Here is a 24,328-nt window from a genome sequence, read left to right as displayed (position 1 = left end):
TCAGCAGACAGACCGGCTTCCGCCGGGTTCTATTTTTTCTGTATCACAAGCACAAGTTCACCGACATCAACCCCCCATTTGCTCATGGTGGTCTGGTTGATCAAGGTGTCGGGCGTTATCAGATACATCCAGTCGTCCATTCGTACATCCAGGGTTCCATCGCCATAAGCTATCCGTAGCACATAGTTCATGTGAATCGTGTTACCACTCCAGCGCATGGTTCCCGGATCCGCCACATCGCCAGCCTCCGCATGATAACTGTCAGCAGCATCCGATGGCGTTAACGTCCAGACCCTTGTTTGCACTTCGCCATCATCAAAGCGAAATTCTTCATCCAGCGTGCCCACGCCAGCGTCATTCCAGGATGCCGAGATATCCGCATCAAATGTGCGAATCACCTCACCGGACATGTCCTTGACCACGCCACGGGCGCTAAGTTCACCACTGAAGAACGCTTCCGGAACCAGCTTGGGCCCGCGTTCTGCATAATCTGTCAGTGCAGGGCCAGAACAGCCCCCCAGCAACGCCAAAACCGCGGTCAACACGAGTATAGAGTGCCGCCCCCCTTTGGGTATCGCAGAACACAGATTTTGCACGTTTTTTACACTATTCATATAGCTCTCCAGAAAGCTTTTTTACTCAGAATTACGACCGGGTTAAACGCGTTCATACCTGATACTTGAATACGCCCCAGGAGAGTTCTTCGATCAGCGGATGGCCTTTGCAAAACCCTCGAACTGTCTCTACTGACACCGTCATGAGCGCTTTTCGTCAATGGATTCCACAGCACTATGCCGTAAAACTGCAGGCAACTGAGCGCTGCACAAACCCCGCTCGAAGATTTTCAGACCCGTACAGAGGATTGATTATGCCGGTTTACAAGGCGCCCTTGCGTGACATGAAGTTTCTGCTGAATGAAGTATTTGATTACCCAAAGCACTACGCCACATTGGCCAGCGGAGAGAATGCAACTCCGGATATCGTAGACGCTATTCTCACTGAGTGCGCGCGCTTCAGCGAAGAACAGCTAAGCCCCCTATACCAGCCGGGCGATGAAGAAGGCTGCACACTGAAAGATGGCGAGGTAGCCACTCCGAAGGGCTACAAAGAAGCTTACGATCAATATGTGATGGGTGGCTGGCAGGGGCTTTCTGCCCCGGAAGAATACGGCGGCCAAGGCCTGCCGGCGTCCATGGGCCTGTTGAAGCAGGAAATGATGGGCACCGCAAACTGGTCGTTCTCCATGTACCCGGGCTTGTCGATGGGTGCCATGAATACCATATTTTTGCACGGCTCTGACGATCAGAAAGACACCTACCTGCTGCCTATGACAGAGGGCCGCTGGGCCGGCACCATGTGCCTGACCGAGCCCCAATGCGGTACGGATCTGGGCCAGGTAAAAACCAAAGCCGAGCCACAGGCTGATGGTAGCTACAGGGTTACCGGCACCAAGATCTTTATTTCCTCCGGCGACCACGATCTTACCGAGAACATTATCCACATTGTTCTGGCCCGTCTGCCGGGCGCCCCCAAAGGCACCCGCGGCATCAGCTTGTTCATTGTGCCCAAGTTCATGCCCACCGCCGAAGGTGCTGTAGGTGAGCGCAACGCCGTAGTGTGTGGCAGCCTCGAGAAAAAAATGGGCATCAAGGCCTCTGCGACCTGCGTTATGAACTTTGATGGCGCAACCGGCTACCTGATTGGCCCCGAGAACGAAGGCCTGGAGTGCATGTTCACCTTTATGAACACGGCTCGTATCGGTACCGCTATTCAAGGTGTCGGGCCCGCTGAACTGTCTTACCAGTGGGCACTGGACTACGCCAAGGAGCGCCGCTCCATGCGTGCGCTTTCCGGTAAAAAAGACCCGGACTATGTAGCCGACAGCCTGATACACCACGCCGATGTGCGGCGCATGCTGCTCACCCAGAAAGCCATTGCCGAAGGTGGCCGCGCCATGTTGTATGACGCCGCTCGCCTGGCAGACCATATGGTTGAAGGCCATTCCGCGGGAGATGCAGAGAAAGCCGCCAAATACGATGACAAACTGGGCTTTTTGACCCCGATTCTGAAAGGCTTCCTGACCGAACTGGGCAACGAAGCCGCTAACCTGGGAATGCAGGTGTTTGGTGGCCACGGTTACATTCGTGAACATGGCATGGAGCAGATTGCCCGGGATACGCGGATTGCCACCTTGTATGAAGGCACCACCGGTATTCAGGCACTGGATCTTCTGGGTCGTAAGGTACTGCTCACCACCAAAGGCGGCGCAGTTCGTGAGTTTACCGCCCGGATTGCGAACTTTGCCCGTAAGCATTTGACCGACAGCCGTGTGCGTCCATTTGCGGTAGCGCTGCTCAAACTTACTGCTCAGTGGAACCTGCTCACCGTGCGGATCATGCTGGCAGCGCGCAAAGATCGCGATGTAGTTAGCTCGGCTTCTTACGATTTTCTTATGTACAGCGGCTATGTGACCATGGCTTATATGTGGCTACGCCAGGCTGTGGCTGCCGCAGACCGTCTGGACAACGGGGGTGACGATTCTGAGGCTTTCTACAATGCCAAGTTAGCCACCGCTGAGTTCTATTTCGAACGATTGCTTCCCAGGTCTCAAACCCATGCCACAAGCATGTTGAGCCCAAGTCGTAACCTGATGCAGATCGATCCGGAGAACATGGCATTTACCGGCTAAACCCGCATAAAGAGCCACAACTGGCTACCCCCGGGGCACCACAGTAACCTGTAGTCTTCTTGAACCCGGGAGTAGGAGAGGCAGAAAAAAGGGGGAACCAATTCCCCCTTCAAACAACGAGACAATCACAGATCAGGCTTAAAGGCCGTATTTGGTCTCAATAGCCTCGTACATGCCGTTGCTCCTGATCTTGTTGAGACCTTCCTGAAGTTTTCGCATGACCTCTTCAGATGTGCCCAGATTCATAGCCAGATACAATTCAGTTTCGTTAAACGAAAATACCGGCTGAAGCCCTTCCACATCTTGCTGAGAAGCAAAGTACGGCCCTGCCAAGCGGTCGGCAATCCACAAATCTACCTGGCCAAGTTCAAGACGCTTCGGGTTAATATCATCGCTCTCCATAGCAGATACTTCATATCCACGATCAAGCAAATACGTGGTCATGACATCATTGCGATACCCGGCGTATAGCATGCCTTTAGTGTCTTCCAGCTTATCAATCTTCAGGTTGGTTCCACTGGCAGCAAAGATTGTCCAAAGGTTTTTAGTCAGCGGGCCTACCCACTTGAACTTGTTCTCACGTTCTTCAGTGAACGTTGTACAGAAAATCCCATGGTTCGATTTGTCCAGTGCCCGGTTGTAACCATAATCCCAATTACGTAATTTGATCACGTAGTCCAAATCTGTGTTTTTCAGTATGGCCTTAACCATTTCAGTACAAATGCCATCGATTTCATTTGCATTGTGCTCAAAAGCCCGGCCCGAAGAGCTCATGTTATAGGGAGGGAAGTTCTCCGTGTACAGATACAACTTGTCCGATGCATAAGCCAACTCCGACGCAATGCTTCCTATGACCGCAATCACCAGCGCTACGTAACGAATACGTTTAAACACAGATACTCTCCTTTTTATCCTGGATAATATTACAAAGAACTAAAACACAGATGGAACCCGACTATTCGGAAGCTTACCGCAATGTTCAGCACTATTTTAGAAGGAATGTGTGTGTTTTCGTAAAACAACAAAGTGCTATCGGCGATGCTGCCGATAGCAAAATTGATAACCATTAATTTTTAGAGTCCACTGGGCAAGGGGATCAGAACGAGTAGGTGGCAGACAACCAGAGACGCCGGCCTTCTTCGGAATTGGCGTAGAGGTTTCCATAGCTGGCGCCGTTATCGTAAGCCCGATACTCAATAAAATCCTCATCCAACAGGTTATAGATGGTAGCGCTGAAGCCAAGGTTGTCAGACGCCTGATACTCTCCACCCAGATGCACCAGGGTAACGGCTTTGAAGTCGCCCAGATCCGCGTAGGAAGCAGCCCCGCGAATTCTGTCCCGGGCTCGGTAGCGCTCGCTTTCATACTGTGCCTTCACAAAGGCCGACCAGCGCACTGACGGTGCCCAACGCAAGGACAGGTTTGCCATGTGTTCGGGTGTATCGGTCAGTGGCTCGCCCTTGTTCTCTCCGGACTTCTGTTCACTGTCGGTATAGGTGTAATTGGCACTCAAGCGCCAATCCCGGGCGAAGGGTACCGAACCGTTCAGCTCCACACCCTGGGTTATGGCTTCATCGATGTTCATGTCCTGACCAAACACATCCGCCAAAGGCCAGTTGCCTCTGTCGACGCAGCCCGCCCGATTGGGATCCTGTGCGTAACTGCAGTTCAGCAGGTCCGGGCCTTCAGCGATCTTGTCGGTGAACTCGTTGTAGAACACAGTTGCACCCACCCGATAGCCCGCCGGCTTTTCGTAGATCACAGCCAGTTCCGTGGATGTTGATTTTTCGGGTTTCAAATCCGGGTTCCCGAATAATGGAATAGTGCCCTGTCCGGTAAAACCGATGACACCCGGAGCCAACTGTTCAAGGCCCGGTGTTTTGTAACCGCGGCTTACGCCACCCTTAACGGTTAATTCAGGTGCAGAGTTCCAGACAAGATAGGCTCTTGGGCTGAACTGGCCACCAAAAGAGTCATGGTGGTCGTACCGGCCACCCAGCGTCAGGGCGAGATCATCGGCCAGAAACCATTCGTCTTCTACAAACAAGGCTTGGTTTTTTTGCTTGAATTCTTCACTTGCCACGCCATCAATCATCCGGGCATCAAGCCACTGGCCGCCGACTGTCATAACGTGATTGGCCAAAGGCATTACCAACTTGCTGTCGATCACACGGTTCTCTGACTTCAGCTCCCGTTCTGAGCCGGGCGTTTTTCCCGGCACCCCATTGGGAATGACCCGGCCACCGGTCTCCGTGACATTTCTCATGATGCTTGTTTCCAGGGTGCCAATGTCGAAACGCCCGGTGTGGCCAACCGCGAATTGATCGCGATCAAATTCCAGCTCCGGGCCATAACCCTGCGTCCCCAAGGTACCCAGCTGACCCTCAGCGTTGTCGTAGTCCTGCCGGCTGCTTTCAATATCCACCCATAGATCGTTGGATTCATCGGGCGTCACGGTGAATCGGCCGCCAACCGTATATTGTTCAGACTCCACCGGGCTGGGTCCACGGGTACTGACTTCGATCGGATCGCCATTGAGATCCAGAAATTCCAACGTAGATTCATCCCGCTCAAACCAACGGCCGCGCAGCTGCATGCCTATAAGGTTATCTACAAGAGGGCCCGTGGTGTAGGCGCTATAGGCCCGGCTGTTGCCGAAGTCGCTATCCTGATTGAGGGTCGTTTCTGCTGTGAGAGAGGTTATCCATTCCGGGCTGACTTTACGGGTAATGATGTTTATAACGCCCCCCATGGCATCTGAGCCATAGAGAGTGGACATGGGCCCACGCACTACTTCTATACGTTCGATGGCGGCCGGCGGCGGTAGAAAACTGGTTGCCGATTGACCAAAACCATTTGGGGTAACGTTACCCGCGGTGTTCTGTCGTCGCCCATCAATCAGGATCAAAGTATATTCTGCCGGCATTCCTCGCATACGGATGTCAAAACCGCCGGTCTTGCCTGCCGAACCACTGACATCCAAGCCTTCCACATCATCAAGAATATCCGTGAGGCTGAACGCCTGTTTGCTGCGGATCTCTTCACCGGAAATAACAGTAATACTGGCAGGCGCAGCAGACTGGCTCTGTTCAAAGCCGGAGGCGGTTACCACCAGTTCACTCAGCTCCGTGGGTTGCGCTTGTGCAGCGGCACTGAAAACAAGCGCGCTGCTGGCCGCGCCCATAGCTATCCGATAAAACAACATACCATCCGTCCTTTTGGTTCATGTCTGAAAGATGCGAATGATATTACTTCTCGTTTACATATAGCAATAGATACCATTAGGTTGTTTTAAACGAAATAAAATCAGCTCCGGATCAGGCTGGTATACTGGTTCGCATAAGCTTCACGCACAAAAGTTATCACCTTATGCCTGATCATACCGCTATCCTATATTGTCCCTGTGGCAGCCAGCGCACCTATGCGGATTGCTGCCAGCCTTACCACGAGGGTGCCACTGCCCTCACTCCTGAGGCGCTTATGCGCTCGCGTTTCACCGGCTTTGTATTGAAACTTGATGACTATCTTCGCGCCAGCTGGCACAACAGCACCCGACCAACGGAGATGGATTTGGATGAGTCGCCAGATTGGGTATCTTTACGAATTCTTAGTAGTGGTGAAACGGGCAACACAGGCCAGGTGCACTTTCAGGCGATTTACAGGCTGGGAACTGGCTGGGGCTACTTGCAGGAAAATTCCGAGTTTGTTCGGGAAGATGGGCGCTGGTATTACCTTAAGGGCCAACCACAGGAAGGTGTTTTGAAACCCGGACGCAATGAACCCTGCCCATGTGGAAGCGGCAAAAAGTTCAAAGCGTGTTGTATCTAGGGATAAAGCACCCTTAACAGCCGGGTCTGTCAATGCACGAGCTTGATCAGAACGGATATTGTCTCGGAGTTTTCTGCACACTCACCCACTGAACTGTGGAAAACTCTTCGATGGCCCAGTTGCCGTTGAAACGGCCCAGACCCGAGTTTTTCTCACCGCCAAAGGGCATGTGTGCTTCATCGTTAACCGGCATATCGTTCACGTGAGCCATACCGGCTCTGATCTTGCGCGCAAATTCCAAGCCTCTGTAAAGATCGCCGGAAAACACGGCACTGGAGAGACCAAATTCCGTGCCATTAGCGAGCTCCAGAGCATGCTGTTCGTCCCGTGCTTTCTGAATGCCCACAAGCGGGCCAAAGATTTCATCGCAGCTGATCTCCATATCCGGCGTTACGTCACCAAAAACATGTGGTGGCATCATCTGCCCTTCAATATCGCCTTCAAGGAGCACTTTTGCGCCCTGCTCTTTGGCCTTGGCAATTTTCTGCTGCAAACCCTCCAGTTGGGATTTATTGATGATGGGGCCAATGGCGGTTTCCATCGCAGAAGGGTCGCCGACGCTCAACTTGCCAACATGGGCAACAAAGCCCTCTACAAATCGATCGTAAACCGCCGAGTTGACGATAATCCGGTTGATAGCCATGCAAATCTGGCCCTGGTGCAAAAACTTTCCAAATACAGCCGCTTTCACAGCTTGCTCTATGTCCGCATCATCAAGCACCACAAACGGGCTGTTACCCCCGAGTTCCAAGGCGACTTTTTTCAGATAGCGACCACCGGTGGCAATCTTGCCGATGTTCTTGCCTACTGGCGTTGATCCGGTAAATGAAATTAGAGAAGGTATGGGGTGGGCCACGAAATCGTCACCGATGGCCGATCCCGGGCCAATCACCACACTCAGCAAACCCGCTGGCAGACCCGCTTCTTCAAAGATGCGGCCCAGTAGCAAGCCACCTGTGATCGGCGTATCACTCGCCGGTTTGATCACCACCGCATTACCCAAGGCAAGAGCAGGTGCAACAGAGCGTTGCGAGAGATGCAAAGGGAAATTCCAGGGGCTGATAACACCCACAACACCTAAAGGCCGGCGATAGACAAAATTCTCTTTTCCCGCAATATCGCTGCCCATGGTGGCACCCTGAGCCCTGGCGGGCATACTGGCCGCTTCCAGAGTGATTCCCCGGGCACTGCCCCATTCGATGTTAGCTTTTAATCGTGTGCTGCCAGACTCACGAATCAACCAGTCGATGATTTCTTCTTTGCGTTCATCAAAGATTGACACTGCGCGAAGTAATAATGCTGAACGCTCCGCCGGTGGTGTTTCTGCCCAAGCCAGCTGAGCTTCTGTTGCTTTACGGTAAGTGGCGTCCAGGTCGGCGGAGGTTGCTGCTTGAATCGAGAGCAATGTCTCGCCAGAGTACGGATTTATGACGGGGCGGGAATTGTCACCGCTGCCTTCTCGCCATTCCCCTGCCAACAGCTGTAAATGGAGATCTTTGTAGCACTCAGACATAAGATCGACCTCGCTATGTATTCCGATTATTTGATTCCAGTGTATCTATTTGGTGGAAGTATGCGACCGAGCTGATGGTAACTATAGTTGGCCGGGCGTTCACTTCCCGATACAGAATCTAACAAACCAAATAAAAACAATAGGTTATAAATATACTGGAGCACCTACGGAGTGCAAAAAATTGCGAAAAAGTGCAAATATTTGTGTTTTTTTCAGAACCGGCTCCTGATCACCCAATTCCATACTGGGACAAGTGGGAAACTGCGAACTCTGCATATGCTTCAATTGTAATATCCGGCCATTGAGGCTGCCTCATAGCCCCTTCATATCAGCCTAGCCCGTTTTCTAAACGGATTAGTTCTCGTTTGAACAGATTGACGCACTGGAGGTTATCGTTATGAGAACTACAAAACGGCCTCCGGTTACCGTGGGTCAAATGCTGGTCACGGAGTTCTGGCTGAACATTCAGCGCGCGGTTGAGTTGCGGGATTTTTGTCATCGAGCCTACGAGCACGAAGTCAGGAACGTTAGGCGTGTGAAGCTTCACACTTTTCCGCTAAAGCAGGCCTAAAGAACTGCTAATCAGTAGCAAGAGTTATTGCAATCCCTCAGCATTTCCCTCAAACGCGTCTACCAAGTAATCAATCATCGCCCTCACTTTTAGTGGCATTCGTCGCCCTGGTGCAAACAGAACGTGCATACCGCCGGGTTCCAGCAACGGCTGGTCCAGTTCCAATGCAACCAAGTCGCCACTGGCCAGGGCTTCCGCGGCGATAAAGCGCGGCTGGTAGATCACACCCAGGCCCTGCACGGCTGCGGTCAGCAAGGCATCACCGTTGTCGGCCCGCAGGTTGCCGGAGACCGGCACCTGTACTCCACCGTCCCTACCGAAGGCCCAGTTGCCATTACTCTGAAGCGGCGAGAGGGTGTAGCTCAGACAGTTGTGCCCGGATAAATCCGCGACCCGTTTCGGGGTGCCATGGCGGGCCAGATAATCCGGCGCGGCACAGACCACCATCGGGCAATCCCCCAAGCGCCGGGTGCGCAGCTCACTGTCGGCCAGATGACCGACCCGAATAATCAGATCCCAGCGGTCTTTCAGCAGGTCCTGGCGCTGATCGCTAAACCCCAACTCCACCTCGACCAACGGATAACGACGGGTAAAACCGGGAATCAACGGCGCAATGAAGCGCAGCCCGAATGACAGGGGCACGTTCACCCGCAGCAGGCCGGTGGCTTCGTGACGTTGGGCCGAGACGTCAGATTCGACCTCTTCCAGCTGCTGCAGAATGCGATGGCAGGCTTCCAGATATTCCCGACCGGTGTCGGTGAGGGTCAGTTGCCGGGTGGTGCGGTGCAACAACTTTACGCCGAGGCGCGCCTCCAGATTATCGACGTGCTTGGTGGCCATGGCTGGCGACATCTTTAGTTTGCGGCCAGCCGCAGACAGACTTCCCTGGGTTGCTGCCTGAACAAACACCCGCATACTCGTGAAGCGGTCCAGCATGGATCTCACACTCCTAGTTAAAGCTCCTAGTCATAAATCGAATATTCTCACACTTATGTGCGTTGATTATAGTGTGAACATCAGTAACAAGTGTTTTCGGGAGGCGTTTCGATGACCACACCTGCAACCAATGTGGCGACTCAGCCGGTCTACTTTATTCCTCACGGCGCCGGCCCCTGTTTTTTTATGGACTGGAATCCGTCAGATACCTGGGAAGCCATGGTGACCTTTCTGAAAGCCATAGAACATGAACTGCCGGAACGCCCAAAAGCCATACTGCTGATCTCTGCCCATTGGCTGGCTCCGGAATTTTCCGTGACCGCCGGTCCGGCCCCAGAGTTGATTTACGACTATTACGGCTTTCCCGAGCACACCTACGAACTCAAGTATCCAGCGCCGGGCGATCCGGAATTGGCGAAACAGGTTACCGGTTTGCTGCAGAAGGCCGGGCTGGCTGCCCGGGAGGATCCAGTGAGGGGCTTCGACCACGGCATGTTCATCCCGCTGAAAGTGATGTTCCCGAAGGCGGACATCCCGGTAGTGCAACTTTCGCTGGCGATGGATCTCGGCCCCAAGATCCACCTGGCCGCAGGCAAGGCGCTTGCCTCGTTGCGCGATGAAGGCGTGCTGATTGTCGGCAGTGGTATGAGCTTCCATAACATGCGTGGCTACGGCGACGCCCGTTACACCGCCCCGTCAGCGCGCTTCGATTCTTGGTTGACCGAGGCGGTTGAAAACTCTGGCGACGAGCGTGTACGCAGGTTGGAGAATTGGTCGGGTGCACCGCACGCCCATGACTGCCACCCACGCGGGCACGAGGAACATCTGATCCCGCTGATGGTGACCGCCGGCGCGGCCGGTGACAACGCTGGAAAACGGGTCTATACACAACAGGTAATGAAAACACAGTTGTCCGGTTTCCGTTTCGGCTGAGCCGGCCTCAACGTTTCAAGAAGGCGAGAACAGTGATTAACGATTCCCGACAAAGCTACGGCGCGGTCAGCAAATTCTTGCACTGGGGCATGGCACTGCTGGTGGGCTGGCAGCTGTTGAAACTCGGTGACCGCATTGCCGAGGGCGAACACTGGGTGGGCCAGACCTTGGTACCCTTTCATGTTTCCATCGGCTCGCTGCTATTAGTGCTTATTGTGATACGCCTGCTCTGGGTGGCCAGCCAACTCGGGCACCGCCCGGAGCAGGACCCGGCCCTGGCCAAGCTGGTCAAGGCCGGCCATGGTTTGCTGTACCTGGCGCTGTTGCTGATGCCGATCACCGGTATGCTGTACATGGTGGGTAATGGCTACGGGGTATCGGCTTTCGGTCTTGAAATTTTCGCCAAGGGCGATGAAATTCCCTGGGCCGCCACCCTCGGCCAGCTGCACTCACCCCTGGCCTGGACGCTGACTGTATTGATCTTGGGTCACATCGGCATGGCTCTGATACATCACTTTGTAAAGCGCGATGACAGCCTCAAGCGCATGCTCTGAAAGCTTGATTCGAGCGTTTTACTTCCCAATACAAAAGGAACCAAAAATCTTACCTAGCAACTCATCCGGTGTTATCTGCCCAGTGATTTCACCCAGTGAATCCTGGGCTGCCCGAAGATCCTCTGCCAGCAATTCACCAGCACCATAGCCTTCCAGCTGCGCTTGACCTTGGACCAGAAAGTCCTTGGCGCGTTCCAGCGCATCAAGGTGGCGGCGTCGGGCAAGGAAACCTCCTTCTGTGGTACTGGCGAAGCCCATACATTGCTTGAGGTGATCCCTAAGTACGTCCAAGCCTTCAGTTGACTTGGCTGCCAGGCGAATCACCGGTTTATCGCCGTTGGTTACCTCCGAAATACCTATGTTTTCGCCACTCAGATCCACCTTGTTCCGGATTACTGTTACCGGTGCAGCAGCGGGTAGCTGATCGATAAAATCCGGCCAGATTTCGTGGGGTGTGGTTTTATCCGTAGTGGTGGCATCCACCATGAGCAGAATACGGTCTGCCTGGCGTATCTCCTCCCAGGCACGGGCAATACCGATTTGTTCCACTTCATCCGGGCTGTCTCGCAGGCCAGCCGTGTCGATAATATGCAGAGGCATGCCATCAATGTGAATATGTTCCCTGAGCACGTCTCTAGTGGTGCCTTCAATGGCGGTCACAATAGCTGCTTCCCGACCGGCAAGAGCATTCAGCAGGCTGGATTTTCCGGCATTGGGACGTCCTGCAATGACCACCTTCATCCCGTCACGAAGAATCGTACCCTGTTGGGCTTCACCCAGAATACCCTCGAGTTGTTCCAGCAACGTCTGCAGATCGCTGCCCACTTTGCCATCAGCCAAAAAGTCGATTTCCTCTTCCGGAAAATCGATGGCGGCTTCTACATATATTCTGAGGTGGGTAACCGCCTCAACCAGAGTTTCGATACGCCGGGAAAAAACACCTTGCATGGACCTCACTGCGCAGCGCGCAGCTTGCTCGGAACTGCTTTCAATGAGATCCGCAATGGCTTCGGCCTGGGCCAGATCAAGCTTGTCGTTAAGAAACGCTCGCTCAGAGAATTCACCAGGGCGTGCCAGCCTGGCTCCGTGACGGCAAACTTCCCGCAGTAACAAATCCAGAATTATGGTGCCACCATGCCCCTGCAATTCAAAAACATCTTCACCAGTGAACGAATTCGGGTTCGGGAAAAATAGCCCGATACCCTCATCAATAAGGTCACTGTTCTGATCCAGAAATCCCCCGTAGTGGGCGTATCTGGGCTTTGGGGTGTAACCCAGCATTTTCGTAGCAATAGGCTTGGCCAGAGGGCCGGATACTCGAACGATTCCTACGCCAGCCTGGCCGGGTGCGGTGGCTATGGCTGCAATGGTGTCGGGAGTATGGGGGGTGCTAGCGCTCTGGTTCATGAATCATGCCTCTTACACAACATTTTGTGCATTCCTGAAACAGTAAAGGCCCCGTCACGGAGCCTTTACTGAACAATCAAACGGTCAAAGCGTCAGTGCTTTTTAGTGGCCATTTCCGCTTCAATCTTGCGGGTAATGTACCATTGCTGGCTGATCGACAGAATGTTGTTTACCAACCAGTAGAGTACCAGACCCGCCGGGAACCACAGGAAGAAGATGGTAAATACGACTGGCATCAACTTCATGATCTTCGCCTGCATAGGATCTGGAGGCGTTGGGTTCAGGCTCATCTGCAACATCATGCTGGCGCCCATCAGGATTGGCAGAATGAAGTAAGGGTCCATTACTGAGAGATCGTGAATCCACAGCATGAATGGCGCATGGCGCAGCTGTACGCTTTCGAACAGTACCCAGTACAGGGAGATAAACACCGGCATCTGAACCAGAATTGGCAGGCAACCACCCAACGGGTTGATCTTTTCCTTCTTGTACAGCGCCATCATTTCCTGTGACATGCGCTGGCGATCATCGCCGTACAGTTCTTTCAGGCGGGTAAGCTGGGGTGCAACTGCCCGCATACGCCCCATTGAACGATAGCTGGTTGCTGATAGTTTGAAAAACACAGCTTTAACCAGAACGGTCAGCAAGATAATGGATACACCCCAGTTACCCACCCAGCTGTGGAACCATTCCATGATGATGAACAGAGGCAAGGAGATGAAGAACAACCAACCGAAGTCGACAGTACGATCGAGGCTGGGCGCAACGGCTTCAAGACGATCGATAATCTTCGGCCCTACATATGCACTGGCGCCAATTTCTGTTGTTTCACCAGGTGCGACTGTTGTCGCCGGGTATACGAAACCCATTACATGCAGTGAGCCACGGCGAGTAGTCTGGAATTGTGCAGGTTGATCGCGCTCAGGTACCCATGCAGCAAGGAAGTAATGCTGCAGAAAAGCCATCCAGCCGTTGGTAACTGTCTCATTTATACGTTTGTCTTCCAGGTCACCAAAATCATACTTTTCATAGGGATCTTCAGGTGAACTGGTAACCAATCCTAGAAATGCCTTAATGCCCATGCTGGGGCCAGACGTGGGATCTGGTGACTGGTCACGAACGATCTTGCCAGTAAAGTTACCCTGCCAGTTTTCACTGGAACGGTTATCAATCAAATAACGAACGCCAATTTCATAGCTGTCACGGGCAAACTGGTAACGCTTGGTGATCTGAACACCGTTATCCATGGTGTGAACTAGGTTCACAATCAGTTCGTTTTCACCTTCTGCCAGTTCATAGCTGGTTGCATCTGTGCTGTAGACAGGGGCTTGACCATTTTTGGCACTATCTGGTCCATTCTGGCCAATCAGTCCGCTTTCGAGCACATAAAACCGATTTTCAGTGTTATTCAGAAGCGTGAGAGGCTCGCTACCTTCGAGAGATTTGTTATAGGCAAGTAGGGAGCTTTTGACGAGATTCCCGCTAACACGGTCAACAACCAGATCCAGTACATCGGTGCGGATCGTGATGTATTGATCACTTACGTTGACACCTGAAGTAGCAGCACTTGATACGGATTGGCCAGTTTCCGGTGTCGTAAATTCTTCATTTGCACCATTTGTGGCTGAGGTTCCCGGAGACGTTTCACCTGGAAGTACCATCGCATCCGCAGAACTGTTATCTGCCTGAATACGCCCAGATTCAGCAACTTGTTCAGTAGGAACTGGCTGGTGATAATCTTCGTTCCAGGCAAGTACCATCAGATAACTGACAATAGCCAGGCCGGCAAATAATACGACGCGTTGAATATCCATAGAGTTACTGTCTGGTCTGGGTTGTTATTGGGGAATGGTCAGCCTGAGGGCAACAGGAAATTGTTTCTTCTGACTCTGCGTTTACCGTACCGGGTACCGGATCATAACCGCCTTCGGCCCAAGGATGGCATTTCAACAGGCGTTTCATGGAAAGATATAAACCTTTCAGCGACCCGTGATGAGAAATGGCTTCCACAGCGTATTGTGAGCAGGTTGGGTAGTGGCGGCAATGACTGGCCATTAGCGGGCTGATGGCATATTGGTAGAAGCGGATGGGAAAAAGAAGCAACGTTCGCATTAACCTGTTCCCTTACCGGCAGAAGAACCTTCTGCTGGCCGAGATGGCGGTAGCTGATGATATTTCTTCGTTAGCCGATGCCAGAGACCATCCAGAGAAGCTCGGACTGCTTGATTGTCCATAGCTGCAAGCCCTTGACGTCCAAGAACGATAATATCCATTCCGGGAAGTTCAGGCTGGTTACGGAAGGTTTCCCGTACCTGACGTTTGATCCGATTTCGCTGAACTGACAGTTTCAGGTTCTTCTTTGCGAACACAAGACCGACCCTGGCATGTCCGAGATTATTCGGAGTAGCCAGGATCAGAAAATTCCTGTGCGGAACCTTCAGCTGTACGTCGTTGAAGACTTTGCCGTAATCAGCTGGCCGTAACAGGCGATGCGATTTCGGAAAATTCAAAGCCTTCATAAGGCGAACGACAGATTACGCAGACAGACGTGCACGGCCTTTGGCACGACGACGGGAAATTACCTTGCGGCCGTTGGCAGTTGCCATACGGGCACGGAATCCGTGAACGCGCTTACGCTTCAGTACGCTTGGTTGAAACGTTCTTTTCATGGTGACTATCTCACAATTCGTGTGTTGGACATTCAGGAAATGGCTTAAAAAATTAATAGCCAAAACAGGAGCGGCATTCTATGCAAATTCTGCGGTGGGTTCAATGTTTATTGGTAGGGGCTTATGCCGATGCTGGATTGTACGTTCGGGAAGATTACAAAACAAACCAGCTGTGCGGAGTTGGTGGGCAGAATAATAGTAGTTATAGGTCTTTTTAATATTCTTTAAAGAATTCTATTATTACTGTTATTACAGACGCTTTTTTCTGTGGGTAACTGAAATTAAATCAATAAATTCAGTGGATTGAAGTATTGATAAAGCTCCGTACAAGTGGGGTTAAGCCCTGTGGACCAGAGCATAATGGATTGTGGATAAGTAGGAGCGTCTGAAGAGGTATGAGTTATCCACCGGATGGCAAGGTGATTACACACAGAGCTGAGGTGCGGTTGTGCACACAGGGCTGTGTGTAACTATTCTAACAGGTATTTTCTGTACACAAGGGTGTATATAAGTTTGTAAAATACTGATAAATAAGTGATTAAATTTCCACAGGGTGTTTATGGAGAGCCATTAGCACTTTCGCTAGAAGGTCTGGCGGGGTAGAATCCGTGGTCATCTTTCGGGATCGGGCAGTTGTTGTCAGGTCCCAGAAATTTATGGGTTATCGGGAGCTGGCTGTCGTGCCGAACAGACTGTGGCATCAATGTCTTGAAGTACTCCGGGATGAGTTTCCCGCGCAACAGTTTAATACCTGGCTCAGGCCCCTTCAGTCTGATCACCGGGAAGGACAACTGATGTTGTTTGCCCCTAACCGTTTCGTGATGGACTGGGTCCATGAGAAGTATCTTCGTCGTATAGAGGAAGTGCTAAAGGATTTAAACGGGGGCCAGGCTCCAAGAGTAGGAATGAAAGTAGGCTCTGCTCCCCGGGAAAGTGAGCCGGTCGTGCGCTCGGAACTGGTTAAACAGGATTCCAGCAAGCGGATTCAGGAAGAGTCCGGTGGCAGAGTGACTGAAGAAGAAAAAGGTGTAGCAGTTACCTCAGGTGGTAATCGGCAATCACAGCTTAATGAATACACATCTAACGGTGGGCGCAGGCCGGTTCAAGTAGAAGGCGATATCAAACACCAGAGCTTTCTGAACGAAGGCTTTACGTTTGACACCTTTGTAGAGGGCAAGTCAAACCAACTCGCGCGGGCGGCCTCCATGCAGGTTGCCGAGAACCCCGGTGGTGCATATAACCCATTGTTCCTGTATGGCGGTGTGGGTCTGGGTAAGACTCACCTGATGCACGCGATCGGGAACGACATCGTGCGTCGTAACCCTAATGCGAAGGTCGCTTACTTGCGGTCTGAACGATTTGTTGCCGATATGGTTAAGGCGCTGCAACTGAACGCTATCAACGAATTCAAGCGGTATTACCGGTCAGTTGATGCGTTGCTGATTGATGATATCCAGTTTTTTGCCCGTAAAGAGCGTTCACAAGAAGAGTTCTTCCATACCTTTAATGCGTTATTGGAAGGTGGCCAGCAGGTCATCGTAACCTGTGACCGGTTTCCAAAAGAAATTGTGGATATGGAAGAGCGGCTCAAGTCTCGGTTTGGTTGGGGGCTTACGGTGATGGTTGAGCCGCCCGAGCTGGAAACGCGGGTTGCGATACTGATGAAGAAAGCGGAGCAAACCAATGTTAAATTGAGTAGCGAAGCGGCTTTTTTTATCGCCCAAAAAATACGATCGAACGTACGAGAGCTCGAAGGGGCGCTTCGTTTGGTGATAGCGAATGCTCACTTCACGGGGTCGGAGATTACGCCACCGTTTATTCGGGAAAGCCTGAAAGATCTGCTTGCCCTTCACGAGAAGCAAGTGAGCATAGATAACATTCAGCGCACTGTGGCAGAGTACTATAAAATTAAAGTTGCGGACCTGCATTCCAAGCGGCGTACCCGTGTGATAACACGGCCTAGACAGGTAGCTATGTCGCTATCCAAAGAGCTGACGAATCACAGCCTGCCGGAAATTGGTGATGCGTTTGGTGGTCGAGATCACACCACCGTTTTGCATGCGTGCAAGAAAATCCTTGAACTTCAGGAAACAGATCCCGGGATCCGCGAGGACTATCAAAATTTTATGAGATTGCTGACCACCTGACTTCTTAGCAGAAGATGTGTTAAGCCTTAAGCAAATTACATTCATCCTTCCAACAATAGAAAGCTGAGTGACATGAAACTGACGATCAGCCGTGAATCCCTGCTCATACCTTTGCAAAGCATTGCCGGTGTTGTTGAAAAAAAGCAGACCATGCCGGTGCTGTCCAACGTGCTGCTGGTAGCCGAAGACAATACCCTGGTTCTGACCGGGACAAACATGGAAGTCGAGTTGGTCGGGCGGGTGACACCTGTCCATGTTGACCAGCCCGGGCGCATCACTGTACCTGCCCGTAAACTTTCAGATATCTGTCGGTCTCTTGGAGACGAAGCCCCAATTGAACTTGTGCTTGAAGGCGATCGTTTGCACGTGCGATGCGGGGCGAGTCATTTTACGTTGTCTACCCTGCCTGCCGAGCATTTTCCCAATGTGGAAGATGAGCCTGAGAGTTTCCGGTTGGAATTGCCACAGAAAGAACTCAGGCGCATGTTCGACGCAACGGCCTTCGCCATGGCTCAGCAGGATGTGCGTTACTATCTAAACGGTTTGCTATTGGAAGTGGATAATGACCACGTGCGCACGGTCGCCACCGATGGCCACCGTTTGGCTATGGCCCACGTGCAGTTGAATACCGGTTGTGCCGAGCCCCGTCAGGTGATTGTGCCCCGTAAGGGCGTGCTTGAGCTGTCGCGGTTGCTGGATGATGTAGAAACTCCCGTCACTCTGGTGATTGGTGATAACCATCTGCGAGCGACCGTTGGGTCATACACGTTTACCTCCAAGCTGATTGAAGGCAAGTTTCCGGACTATAATCGGGTGATTCCCCGTGGTGGTGACAAGATTGTGTTGGCAGATCGCGCTACGCTTAAAAACACCCTTCAGCGCGCCGGAATTTTGTCACATGAGAATATCCGCGGTGTACGTTTGAACCTGGCCACTAACGAATTGCAGGTGTTTGCGAATAACCCGGATCAGGAACAGGCCGAAGACGCGCTGCCAGTGGATTATCAGGGCGAATCACTACAGATTGGTTTTAATGTAGGCTATCTGATAGATGTAATGAACGCGCTGGATGATGAGCAGGTGAAAATCACTCTATCGAACCCCAACAGCAGCGCATTGATCGAATCGCAAACGGATAACCGCTGCCTTTATGTGGTTATGCCGATGAGGCTATAGGAGAAGTGATGGGCACCGTAACGAACGGAATCAAAGGCGCATTCAGAATTGGACAAACACTTTCTGTACTAGGCCGAACCGGTGTCAATTGGGTCAGGGGGGATCGCCCTCCTGCCCCGCGTATGTTGCGCCAGACCTTTGAGTCACTAGGCGCAACCTACATTAAGCTTGGGCAGTTCATTGCCAGTTCGCCGACCTTCTTCCCGAAGGAATATGTGGAGGAATTTCAGTACTGCCTGGATCGCACCCCCAATTTGCCGTATGGCATTATTAAGGGAATTATCAGTAAAGAGCTGGATCGTCCGATTGATCAGGTGTTCTCCGAGATTGATCCGGTAGCCCTGGCTTCTGCCTCCATCGCGCAGGTGCATGCCGCGCGCCTCGTAACGGGCGAAGACGTAGTCATCAAAGTTCAAAAGCCAGGTGTTGAAAATATCCTGCTGACCGACCTGAACTTTCTGTACCTCTCGGCACGCATTCTTGAAACTCTCGCACCTAAACTCTCCTGGACATCTCTCTCAGGTATCGTTGAAGAAATTCAACGCACCATGATGGAGGAGTGTGACTTCATTAAAGAGGCTAATAACCTCAAAGTTTTTCGGAAGTTCCTCCACGATACCCATAATGAAGATGCAACAGTTCCTGCAGTCTATGAGCATGCAAGTACTCGCCGGATACTGACGATGGAGCGGTTCCACGGTGTACCCTTAACCGACCTGGAGAGTATCCGCGGTTATGCAAAAGATCCGGAGCGGACGCTGATCACCGCAATGAATACCTGGTTTTCCAGCCTTACGAAGTGCGAATTTTTTCATGCAGACGTACACGCGGGCAACTTAATGGTACTTAGAGATGGGCGCGTAGGGTTTATCGATTTTGGTATCGTTGGCCGTATTCGCCCAGACACTTGGGAGGCGGTTAGCGATTTCATATCGTCTGTGATGGTCGGGAATTTTGATGGTATGGCTGATGCCATGATTCGCATAGGTATTACCAGTCATACGGTGAAAGCAGACGATTTGGCAGCGGATTTGCGCAAGCTTTACCAGCAAATGGATAAGATGGTTCCAGATCATGTGCCTTATCAGGCGGACCAAGCAGAAGACGATGTGAACAATATCCTTATGGATATGGTGAAGGTGGGCGAAAGCCATGGTCTGCATTTCCCGCGGGAGTTCGCCCTGTTATTGAAGCAATTCCTGTATTTTGATCGTTACGTACATATCCTTGCGCCGGAGATGGATGTCTTTATGGATGACCGCCTGAACATGCTTCACTGAAGGCAGTAGTCGCCTTCGCCAGCCTTGTTTTGTACACTAAGGGCAGCACCCCACGTAATCCGTGAGTTGTTGCCTTTTTTCGTGGATACCTTCCATTCCTCTTGCTGCCGCGACGAGCTTTGCTTCCTATGGCGCTGGTAAAACTGCATACCGAGTTTTTTCGTAACCTCTCCCCTGCTGAACCTGTTTCATTCTCACCGTCATTCAACTTTCTTTACGGCGCTAATGGTAGCGGTAAAACCAGCGTGTTAGAGGCAATTGGTTATCTCGGCTTGGGTCGTTCCTTTCGTGTCAGTCGGCATCAAGCGGTTGTTCAGCACGGGCAACAGCGCTTCACTGTTTTTGGTGGTTTGGACCATGGGCTTGAGAAGCCGCGTAATGATCTGGCAGAAGGATCTCTTGCCCATCGTTTAGGTATCTCCCGGGATGTCGCTCAGAAGGAAACCACATTACGGGTCGATGGGGAAAGCGTACGCAGCCTTTCCTCACTTGCGATGCACTTGCCCGTTTCAGTCATAGATCCTGGTGTGTTTGATATTGTTGCGGGTGGGCCGGGAAAGCGTCGGCAATTTCTGGATTGGGCAGTGTTCCACGTGGAACCTTCTTTTGCATCAAGCTGGCAACAGTGCCAGAGAGTCACATCACAGCGGAATCAAACGCTGAGAAATGGTAGACTAGACGAATCCATGTTGCGTATCTGGGATACCCAGTACGTGGCACTGAGCGAACGAATTAGCGAGGCCCGAAAGACGGCCTTTGACCAATTCAAACGTGCCTTCGACTGTCTGGTTCACGAAGTTGATGTAAGTTGGACAGACGGGCTGAAACTTGAATTCTATCCTGGATGGGACACGAGTCAGTCACTGGCGGATGTATTGGTCCGCCACAGGGAGCAGGAAGCCCGCATGGGGCACACCCTCTATGGGCCAAACCGTGCTGACATCCGCATCAAGTATCAGGGACGACCGGTAGCGGAAACCTTTTCCCGCGGCCAGCAGAAGACCCTCGTTATTCTGATGAAGATTGCCCAGAGTATGGTGTTAAATGACCTTGGAAAGCAGGTTAGCTTTCTGGTCGACGATATTAACGCCGAGTTGGATGAGAGCCATAGAACCATGCTGGCTCGAAAGTTACAGCAGTTACGTTGCCAGGTATTTATTACCGCCATTGAACATCCTGATCCGGAGATACTGTGGCAGAATAATCAGATACCTGATTACCGAATGTTCCACGTGGAACATGGCAAATTGAAGGAAGAATAAAACCGGCCTACCAACCTTATAGCTGCGCCAAAAGGCGGTTTGAGGATTGCGCCGGCCCTTACGCTTCAGGAGTTACCTAATGAGTGAATCGAGCTACAATTCGGCCAGTATCAAAGTCCTGAAGGGATTGGATGCGGTGCGAAAAAGGCCAGGAATGTACATTGGCGATACCGATGATGGCACTGGCCTGCATCACATGGTGTTTGAACTGGTGGATAACTCCATCGATGAAGCTCTGGCCGGACACTGTACTGAGATAGGGATCATTATTCACCCGGACGAGTCTGTAAGCGTTCAGGATAATGGCCGAGGTATTCCTGTGGATATCCACGAGGAAGAAGGCGTATCCGCTGCCGAAGTTATCATGACGGTGCTGCATGCCGGGGGTAAGTTTGATGACAACTCCTACAAGGTATCCGGTGGTCTTCACGGTGTAGGCGTTTCGGTTGTAAACGCTTTGTCCTCTACCCTTACCCTGACTATCCGTCGCGATGGCAAGGTGTACGAACAGGTTTATACACACGGTGTGCCCAATGCGCCGTTGGCACCTGTTGGTGATACGGAAGCGTCTGGCACCCGAGTGCATTTCATTCCGTCCCCGGAAACTTTTTCTACTATTGAGTTCCACTACGAAATCCTGGCAAAACGCATCAGGGAACTGGCGTTTTTGAACAGTGGCGTTCGTATCCGCCTGACGGATGAGCGTAGTGGCAAAGAAGAAATCTTTGAATATGAAGGCGGGTTGAGAGCGTTTGTTGAGCACCTCAATACCAATAAAACGCCCATTAACCGGGTTTTCCATTTTACCCGGGAGCGTGAAGACGGCATCGTGGTTGAAGTTGCTATGCAGTGGAATGATGCATTCCAGGAAAATATCTACTGCTTCACCAATAACATTCCCCAGCGGGATGGTGGTACCCACCTGGCCGGCTTTCGTGCAGCACTCACCCGCTCCCTGAACAACTACATTGAACAGGAAGGCCTGGGTAAGAAAGCCAAGGTAAGCACCTCTGGCGACGACGCGCGTGAAGGCCTCACGGCTATCATCAGTGTGAAAGTTCCTGATCCCAAGTTCTCTTCACAAACCAAAGACAAGCTGGTGTCTTCGGAAGTTAAAACCGCCGTCGAGCAGGAACTCTATCAAAGTTTTGCTGAATACCTGCAAGAGCAGCCTAACGAAGCCAAACTGATCGTTAACAAGATGATTGAAGCGGCGCGTGCCCGTGAAGCGGCCCGGAAGGCACGGGATATGACTCGACGCAAAGGCGCTCTGGATATCGCCGGCCTACCCGGCAAGCTGGCAGACTGCCAGGAGAAAGACCCCGCGCTCTCTGAACTGTTCATAGTGGAGGGTGACTCGGCCGGCGGAAGCGCCAAACAGGGCCGAGACCGCAAAACCCAGGCGATTCTGCCGCTGAAAGGTAAGATCCTGAACGTGGAGAAAGCACGCTTCGACAAGATGCTATCTTCCGCTGAAGTGGGCACGCTGATTACGGCTCTTGGTTGTGGCATTGGTCGGGAAGAGTTCAACCCGGACAAGCTTCGCTATCACTCCATCATTATCATGACGGACGCCGATGTGGATGGTTCCCACATCCGCACGTTGCTACTAACGTTCCTGTTCCGCCAAATGCGAGAGATTATCGAACGTGGTCACGTGTTTATTGCCATGCCTCCCCTGTACAAGGTGAAGCGTGGCAAGCAGGAGCAGTACCTGAAGGATGAGAAGGCTATGGAAGCCTATCTCACCCAGACATCTCTGGAAGGTGCACAGCTCTTCGTGAACCCCGAAGCGCCATCCATCAAGGATTCCGCGCTTGAAACTATGGTGAAGGATTATCAGGCCGTGATGGCTATGATTGAGCGGCTGTCCCGCGCTTATCCTGCCAAGGTGTTGGAGCAGATGCTGCATAACGACACTCTGAAATCAGAGCAACTGAAAGATGAACAAGCAGTTGCTGCCTGGGCAAGTCGTCTTGGTGAAGGCCTGGATATAGATACCCGTACCGGTACCAAATTCACCTTCTCAGTCAGCAAGGATTCCGAGCGCGGTCTGTTCCTGCCTAAGGTGACGATTCATGTTCACGGGATTCCTACTGAATATGTATTTAGCCATGATTTCTTTGACTCACCGTCTTATGGTGCAATTGCGCGCCTTGGCGAGACTCTGAACGGACTTATCGAGGACGGTGCGTACGTTCAGCGTGGCGAGCGCAAGCAGGCGGTGTTGTCGTTTGAAGGCGCGCTGGACTGGTTGATGAAGGAAGCGCAGCGAGGCCTGAGCATTCAGCGCTACAAGGGTTTGGGGGAGATGAACCCGGATCAGCTGTGGGAAACCACCATGGATCCAGATAGCCGCCGCATGATGAAAGTGAAGATTGATGATGCTGTCGCAGCAGATCAGATCTTTACAACATTGATGGGTGATGATGTAGAGCCCCGTCGAGATTTCATCCAGGCTCACGCTTTGGAAGTGCACAACCTCGACATCTGATCAGGCTTAATCAGGTAATAAAAAAGCGGCCAGAGTAGTATTGCTCTGGCCGCTTTTTTTGTACCTTGAATCCGGGTATCTCGTTGGATTACATCGTGATTGTCGGCAATCTATAGACTAGTGTCTGGATTTTTCTTTCTCCGCCAAATGAGGCGCCATCACGTCTTCAAGGGTGTAGCCTGTAAGACGGCGGATGGTTCTCCAAAGGTAATAGAAGATGAGCATCATCATTACCATAGAGGGAATGGCGATCATCGGGTAGCTCACCAGAGTCATCCTGCCAAGCTCCTCATTGAATGCCTGGGTACCAGAGGGGCTTACGACAATCCAGCGGGCCAGAACATAGTTCATAATGGAGGAAAACAGGAAGGTTCCGGCAAAAAAGTAACTGGCTTTCAACAAGCGCCCTTCAAACTCCGCTACGCGATTGTTCTCCTCCAGGGACTCTTGAATTTTGTCCACATCAAGAACGTTGGGGTTATAAAGAAGAGTACGAACCAAGGGGTATTTGGTGCGGGTAGAGGCAAGTACCGCGAGGCCGATGATTGCGGGAATAGCTGCTTCCTTAATGGCAAGCCAGCCGGCGTCCAGTTCAAGCAAGCCGATACCGCCTGTGAGCCCTACACTTATCAGGCCCAGCAAGGCGATAAAGTTTTTCTTCCTGTAGCGGATCAGCTCAAAAAGGCCCCACCCCAATGGAAAGGCCAAGCCAAGAATCAGGGCATTAACACTGCCTAGATGCTCGTCGCCACTGAACTTCATCAGGATAACGGATGGGATAATAATGCTGACCAGAAGATCAACCCAAGGTCTCGGTTTGTGGTCGGGCATTGATGTGGTATTTGGTGCGGTCATGGCTCTGCCTGGTT

At 51.9% G+C, this 24,328-nt stretch carries 21 protein-coding genes; 10 read left to right on the top strand and 11 right to left on the bottom strand.

Annotated features, from left to right (window positions below; translation table 11 throughout):
• Positions 1 to 29: 29 nt before the first annotated feature.
• Positions 30 to 524, bottom strand: a complete 495-nt coding sequence (locus tag RG807_RS06600) for a DUF3833 domain-containing protein (protein ID WP_309044235.1) — start codon at positions 522 to 524, stop codon at positions 30 to 32.
• Between the two features lie 344 nt (positions 525 to 868).
• Between RG807_RS06600 and RG807_RS06595 the strand changes: the two genes are divergently transcribed.
• Positions 869 to 2,689, top strand: a complete 1,821-nt coding sequence (locus RG807_RS06595) for an acyl-CoA dehydrogenase C-terminal domain-containing protein (RefSeq protein WP_309044181.1) — start codon at positions 869 to 871, stop codon at positions 2,687 to 2,689.
• Between the two features lie 138 nt (positions 2,690 to 2,827).
• On the opposite strand, the gene RG807_RS06590 is transcribed toward RG807_RS06595, so the two are convergent.
• Both RG807_RS06590 and RG807_RS06585 read right to left on the bottom strand, forming a co-directional pair.
• Positions 2,828 to 3,583: a substrate-binding periplasmic protein gene (locus RG807_RS06590; RefSeq protein ID WP_309044180.1), complete on the bottom strand. Its 756-nt coding sequence runs from the start codon at positions 3,581 to 3,583 to the stop codon at positions 2,828 to 2,830.
• 202 nt (positions 3,584 to 3,785) lie between these two features.
• The gene (locus RG807_RS06585; RefSeq protein WP_309044179.1) at positions 3,786 to 5,894 is read right to left on the bottom strand and encodes a TonB-dependent receptor domain-containing protein; all 2,109 of its coding nucleotides are present in this window, start codon (positions 5,892 to 5,894) and stop codon (positions 3,786 to 3,788) included.
• A 164-nt stretch (positions 5,895 to 6,058) separates the two neighbouring features.
• Here RG807_RS06585 and RG807_RS06580 point away from each other — a divergent pair, with 164 nt between their 5' ends.
• Positions 6,059 to 6,517 (top strand): YchJ family protein, encoded by a 459-nt coding sequence (locus tag RG807_RS06580; protein ID WP_309044178.1) that lies wholly within the window; start codon positions 6,059 to 6,061, stop codon positions 6,515 to 6,517.
• 46 nt (positions 6,518 to 6,563) lie between these two features.
• On the opposite strand, the gene RG807_RS06575 is transcribed toward RG807_RS06580, so the two are convergent.
• The gene (locus RG807_RS06575; protein WP_309044177.1) at positions 6,564 to 8,030 is read right to left on the bottom strand and encodes an aldehyde dehydrogenase family protein; all 1,467 of its coding nucleotides are present in this window, start codon (positions 8,028 to 8,030) and stop codon (positions 6,564 to 6,566) included.
• Between the two features lie 397 nt (positions 8,031 to 8,427).
• On the opposite strand from RG807_RS06575, the gene RG807_RS06570 reads away from it, so the two are divergent.
• Positions 8,428 to 8,601 (top strand): hypothetical protein, encoded by a 174-nt coding sequence (locus RG807_RS06570; protein ID WP_309044176.1) that lies wholly within the window; start codon positions 8,428 to 8,430, stop codon positions 8,599 to 8,601.
• Positions 8,602 to 8,625: 24 nt separating this feature from the next.
• Here the strand turns inward: RG807_RS06570 and RG807_RS06565 are convergent, their stop codons facing one another.
• Positions 8,626 to 9,537 carry a LysR family transcriptional regulator gene (locus RG807_RS06565; RefSeq protein ID WP_309044175.1) on the bottom strand — a complete coding sequence of 304 codons (912 nt, stop codon included), beginning with the start codon at positions 9,535 to 9,537 and terminating at the stop codon, positions 8,626 to 8,628.
• Positions 9,538 to 9,648: 111 nt separating this feature from the next.
• Between RG807_RS06565 and RG807_RS06560 the strand changes: the two genes are divergently transcribed.
• Positions 9,649 to 10,470, top strand: coding sequence for a DODA-type extradiol aromatic ring-opening family dioxygenase (locus tag RG807_RS06560; RefSeq protein ID WP_309044174.1), 822 nt, complete (start codon positions 9,649 to 9,651; stop codon positions 10,468 to 10,470).
• Positions 10,471 to 10,502: 32 nt separating this feature from the next.
• Complete coding sequence (locus tag RG807_RS06555; protein ID WP_309044173.1) at positions 10,503 to 11,024, top strand: cytochrome b; 522 nt, start codon at positions 10,503 to 10,505, stop codon at positions 11,022 to 11,024.
• 18 nt (positions 11,025 to 11,042) lie between these two features.
• Here RG807_RS06555 and mnmE read toward each other — a convergent pair whose 3' ends face one another.
• The 5 genes from mnmE to rpmH form a co-directional block, all read right to left on the bottom strand.
• Entirely contained in the window at positions 11,043 to 12,431 is a 1,389-nt protein-coding gene (gene mnmE, locus RG807_RS06550; protein WP_309044172.1) for a tRNA uridine-5-carboxymethylaminomethyl(34) synthesis GTPase MnmE, read from the bottom strand.
• 92 nt (positions 12,432 to 12,523) lie between these two features.
• Positions 12,524 to 14,245 carry a membrane protein insertase YidC gene (gene yidC, locus RG807_RS06545; protein ID WP_309044171.1) on the bottom strand — a complete coding sequence of 574 codons (1,722 nt, stop codon included), beginning with the start codon at positions 14,243 to 14,245 and terminating at the stop codon, positions 12,524 to 12,526.
• 4 nt (positions 14,246 to 14,249) lie between these two features.
• Positions 14,250 to 14,543, bottom strand: a complete 294-nt coding sequence (yidD, locus tag RG807_RS06540; protein ID WP_309044170.1) for a membrane protein insertion efficiency factor YidD — start codon at positions 14,541 to 14,543, stop codon at positions 14,250 to 14,252.
• Positions 14,543 to 14,950: a ribonuclease P protein component gene (rnpA, locus tag RG807_RS06535; protein ID WP_298451486.1), complete on the bottom strand. Its 408-nt coding sequence runs from the start codon at positions 14,948 to 14,950 to the stop codon at positions 14,543 to 14,545. The genes yidD and rnpA overlap by 1 nt, the downstream gene beginning before the upstream one ends.
• A 15-nt stretch (positions 14,951 to 14,965) precedes the next feature.
• Positions 14,966 to 15,100 carry a 50S ribosomal protein L34 gene (gene rpmH, locus RG807_RS06530; protein WP_008172542.1) on the bottom strand — a complete coding sequence of 45 codons (135 nt, stop codon included), beginning with the start codon at positions 15,098 to 15,100 and terminating at the stop codon, positions 14,966 to 14,968.
• A gap of 680 nt (positions 15,101 to 15,780) precedes the next feature.
• Between rpmH and dnaA the strand changes: the two genes are divergently transcribed.
• From dnaA to gyrB, 5 genes are all read left to right on the top strand, one after another.
• Complete coding sequence (dnaA, locus tag RG807_RS06525; protein ID WP_309044169.1) at positions 15,781 to 17,247, top strand: chromosomal replication initiator protein DnaA; 1,467 nt, start codon at positions 15,781 to 15,783, stop codon at positions 17,245 to 17,247.
• Between the two features lie 72 nt (positions 17,248 to 17,319).
• The gene (gene dnaN / locus RG807_RS06520; protein ID WP_298451481.1) at positions 17,320 to 18,423 is read left to right on the top strand and encodes a DNA polymerase III subunit beta; all 1,104 of its coding nucleotides are present in this window, start codon (positions 17,320 to 17,322) and stop codon (positions 18,421 to 18,423) included.
• 8 nt (positions 18,424 to 18,431) lie between these two features.
• Complete coding sequence (locus RG807_RS06515; protein ID WP_309044168.1) at positions 18,432 to 19,703, top strand: ABC1 kinase family protein; 1,272 nt, start codon at positions 18,432 to 18,434, stop codon at positions 19,701 to 19,703.
• A gap of 128 nt (positions 19,704 to 19,831) precedes the next feature.
• Positions 19,832 to 20,965 carry a DNA replication/repair protein RecF gene (gene recF / locus RG807_RS06510; RefSeq protein ID WP_309044167.1) on the top strand — a complete coding sequence of 378 codons (1,134 nt, stop codon included), beginning with the start codon at positions 19,832 to 19,834 and terminating at the stop codon, positions 20,963 to 20,965.
• Between the two features lie 79 nt (positions 20,966 to 21,044).
• Entirely contained in the window at positions 21,045 to 23,459 is a 2,415-nt protein-coding gene (gene gyrB / locus RG807_RS06505; protein ID WP_298451473.1) for a DNA topoisomerase (ATP-hydrolyzing) subunit B, read from the top strand.
• A gap of 117 nt (positions 23,460 to 23,576) precedes the next feature.
• Here gyrB and RG807_RS06500 read toward each other — a convergent pair whose 3' ends face one another.
• Entirely contained in the window at positions 23,577 to 24,314 is a 738-nt protein-coding gene (locus RG807_RS06500; protein WP_309044166.1) for a VC0807 family protein, read from the bottom strand.
• Between the last annotated feature and the right edge of the window lie 14 nt (positions 24,315 to 24,328).

It is taken from the genome of Marinobacter sediminicola (assembly GCF_031157525.1).
Taxonomy (GTDB): Bacteria; Pseudomonadota; Gammaproteobacteria; order Pseudomonadales; family Oleiphilaceae; genus Marinobacter; species Marinobacter sediminicola.
The sequence above is the reverse complement of the archived record's forward strand: the minus strand, read 5'-3'. Positions and strand labels throughout refer to the sequence as shown.

Excerpts from the sequence above, each read along its gene's own strand:
- RG807_RS06575 (WP_309044177.1), bottom strand. The coding sequence starts at position 8,030 with ATGTCTGAGTGCTACAAAGATCTCCATTTACAGCTGTTGGCAGGGGAA.
- yidD (WP_309044170.1), bottom strand. The coding sequence starts at position 14,543 with ATGCGAACGTTGCTTCTTTTTCCCATCCGCTTCTACCAATATGCCATC.
- rnpA (WP_298451486.1), bottom strand. The coding sequence starts at position 14,950 with ATGAAGGCTTTGAATTTTCCGAAATCGCATCGCCTGTTACGGCCAGCT.
- RG807_RS06585 (WP_309044179.1), bottom strand. The coding sequence starts at position 5,894 with ATGTTGTTTTATCGGATAGCTATGGGCGCGGCCAGCAGCGCGCTTGTT.
- mnmE (WP_309044172.1), bottom strand. The coding sequence starts at position 12,431 with ATGAACCAGAGCGCTAGCACCCCCCATACTCCCGACACCATTGCAGCC.
- RG807_RS06500 (WP_309044166.1), bottom strand. The coding sequence starts at position 24,314 with ATGACCGCACCAAATACCACATCAATGCCCGACCACAAACCGAGACCT.
- RG807_RS06515 (WP_309044168.1), top strand. The coding sequence starts at position 18,432 with ATGGGCACCGTAACGAACGGAATCAAAGGCGCATTCAGAATTGGACAA.
- gyrB (WP_298451473.1), top strand. The coding sequence starts at position 21,045 with ATGAGTGAATCGAGCTACAATTCGGCCAGTATCAAAGTCCTGAAGGGA.
- rpmH (WP_008172542.1), bottom strand. The coding sequence starts at position 15,100 with ATGAAAAGAACGTTTCAACCAAGCGTACTGAAGCGTAAGCGCGTTCAC.
- RG807_RS06595 (WP_309044181.1), top strand. The coding sequence starts at position 869 with ATGCCGGTTTACAAGGCGCCCTTGCGTGACATGAAGTTTCTGCTGAAT.
- RG807_RS06570 (WP_309044176.1), top strand. The coding sequence starts at position 8,428 with ATGAGAACTACAAAACGGCCTCCGGTTACCGTGGGTCAAATGCTGGTC.
- RG807_RS06580 (WP_309044178.1), top strand. The coding sequence starts at position 6,059 with ATGCCTGATCATACCGCTATCCTATATTGTCCCTGTGGCAGCCAGCGC.
- RG807_RS06565 (WP_309044175.1), bottom strand. The coding sequence starts at position 9,537 with ATGCTGGACCGCTTCACGAGTATGCGGGTGTTTGTTCAGGCAGCAACC.
- RG807_RS06560 (WP_309044174.1), top strand. The coding sequence starts at position 9,649 with ATGACCACACCTGCAACCAATGTGGCGACTCAGCCGGTCTACTTTATT.
- recF (WP_309044167.1), top strand. The coding sequence starts at position 19,832 with ATGGCGCTGGTAAAACTGCATACCGAGTTTTTTCGTAACCTCTCCCCT.
- yidC (WP_309044171.1), bottom strand. The coding sequence starts at position 14,245 with ATGGATATTCAACGCGTCGTATTATTTGCCGGCCTGGCTATTGTCAGT.
- dnaN (WP_298451481.1), top strand. The coding sequence starts at position 17,320 with ATGAAACTGACGATCAGCCGTGAATCCCTGCTCATACCTTTGCAAAGC.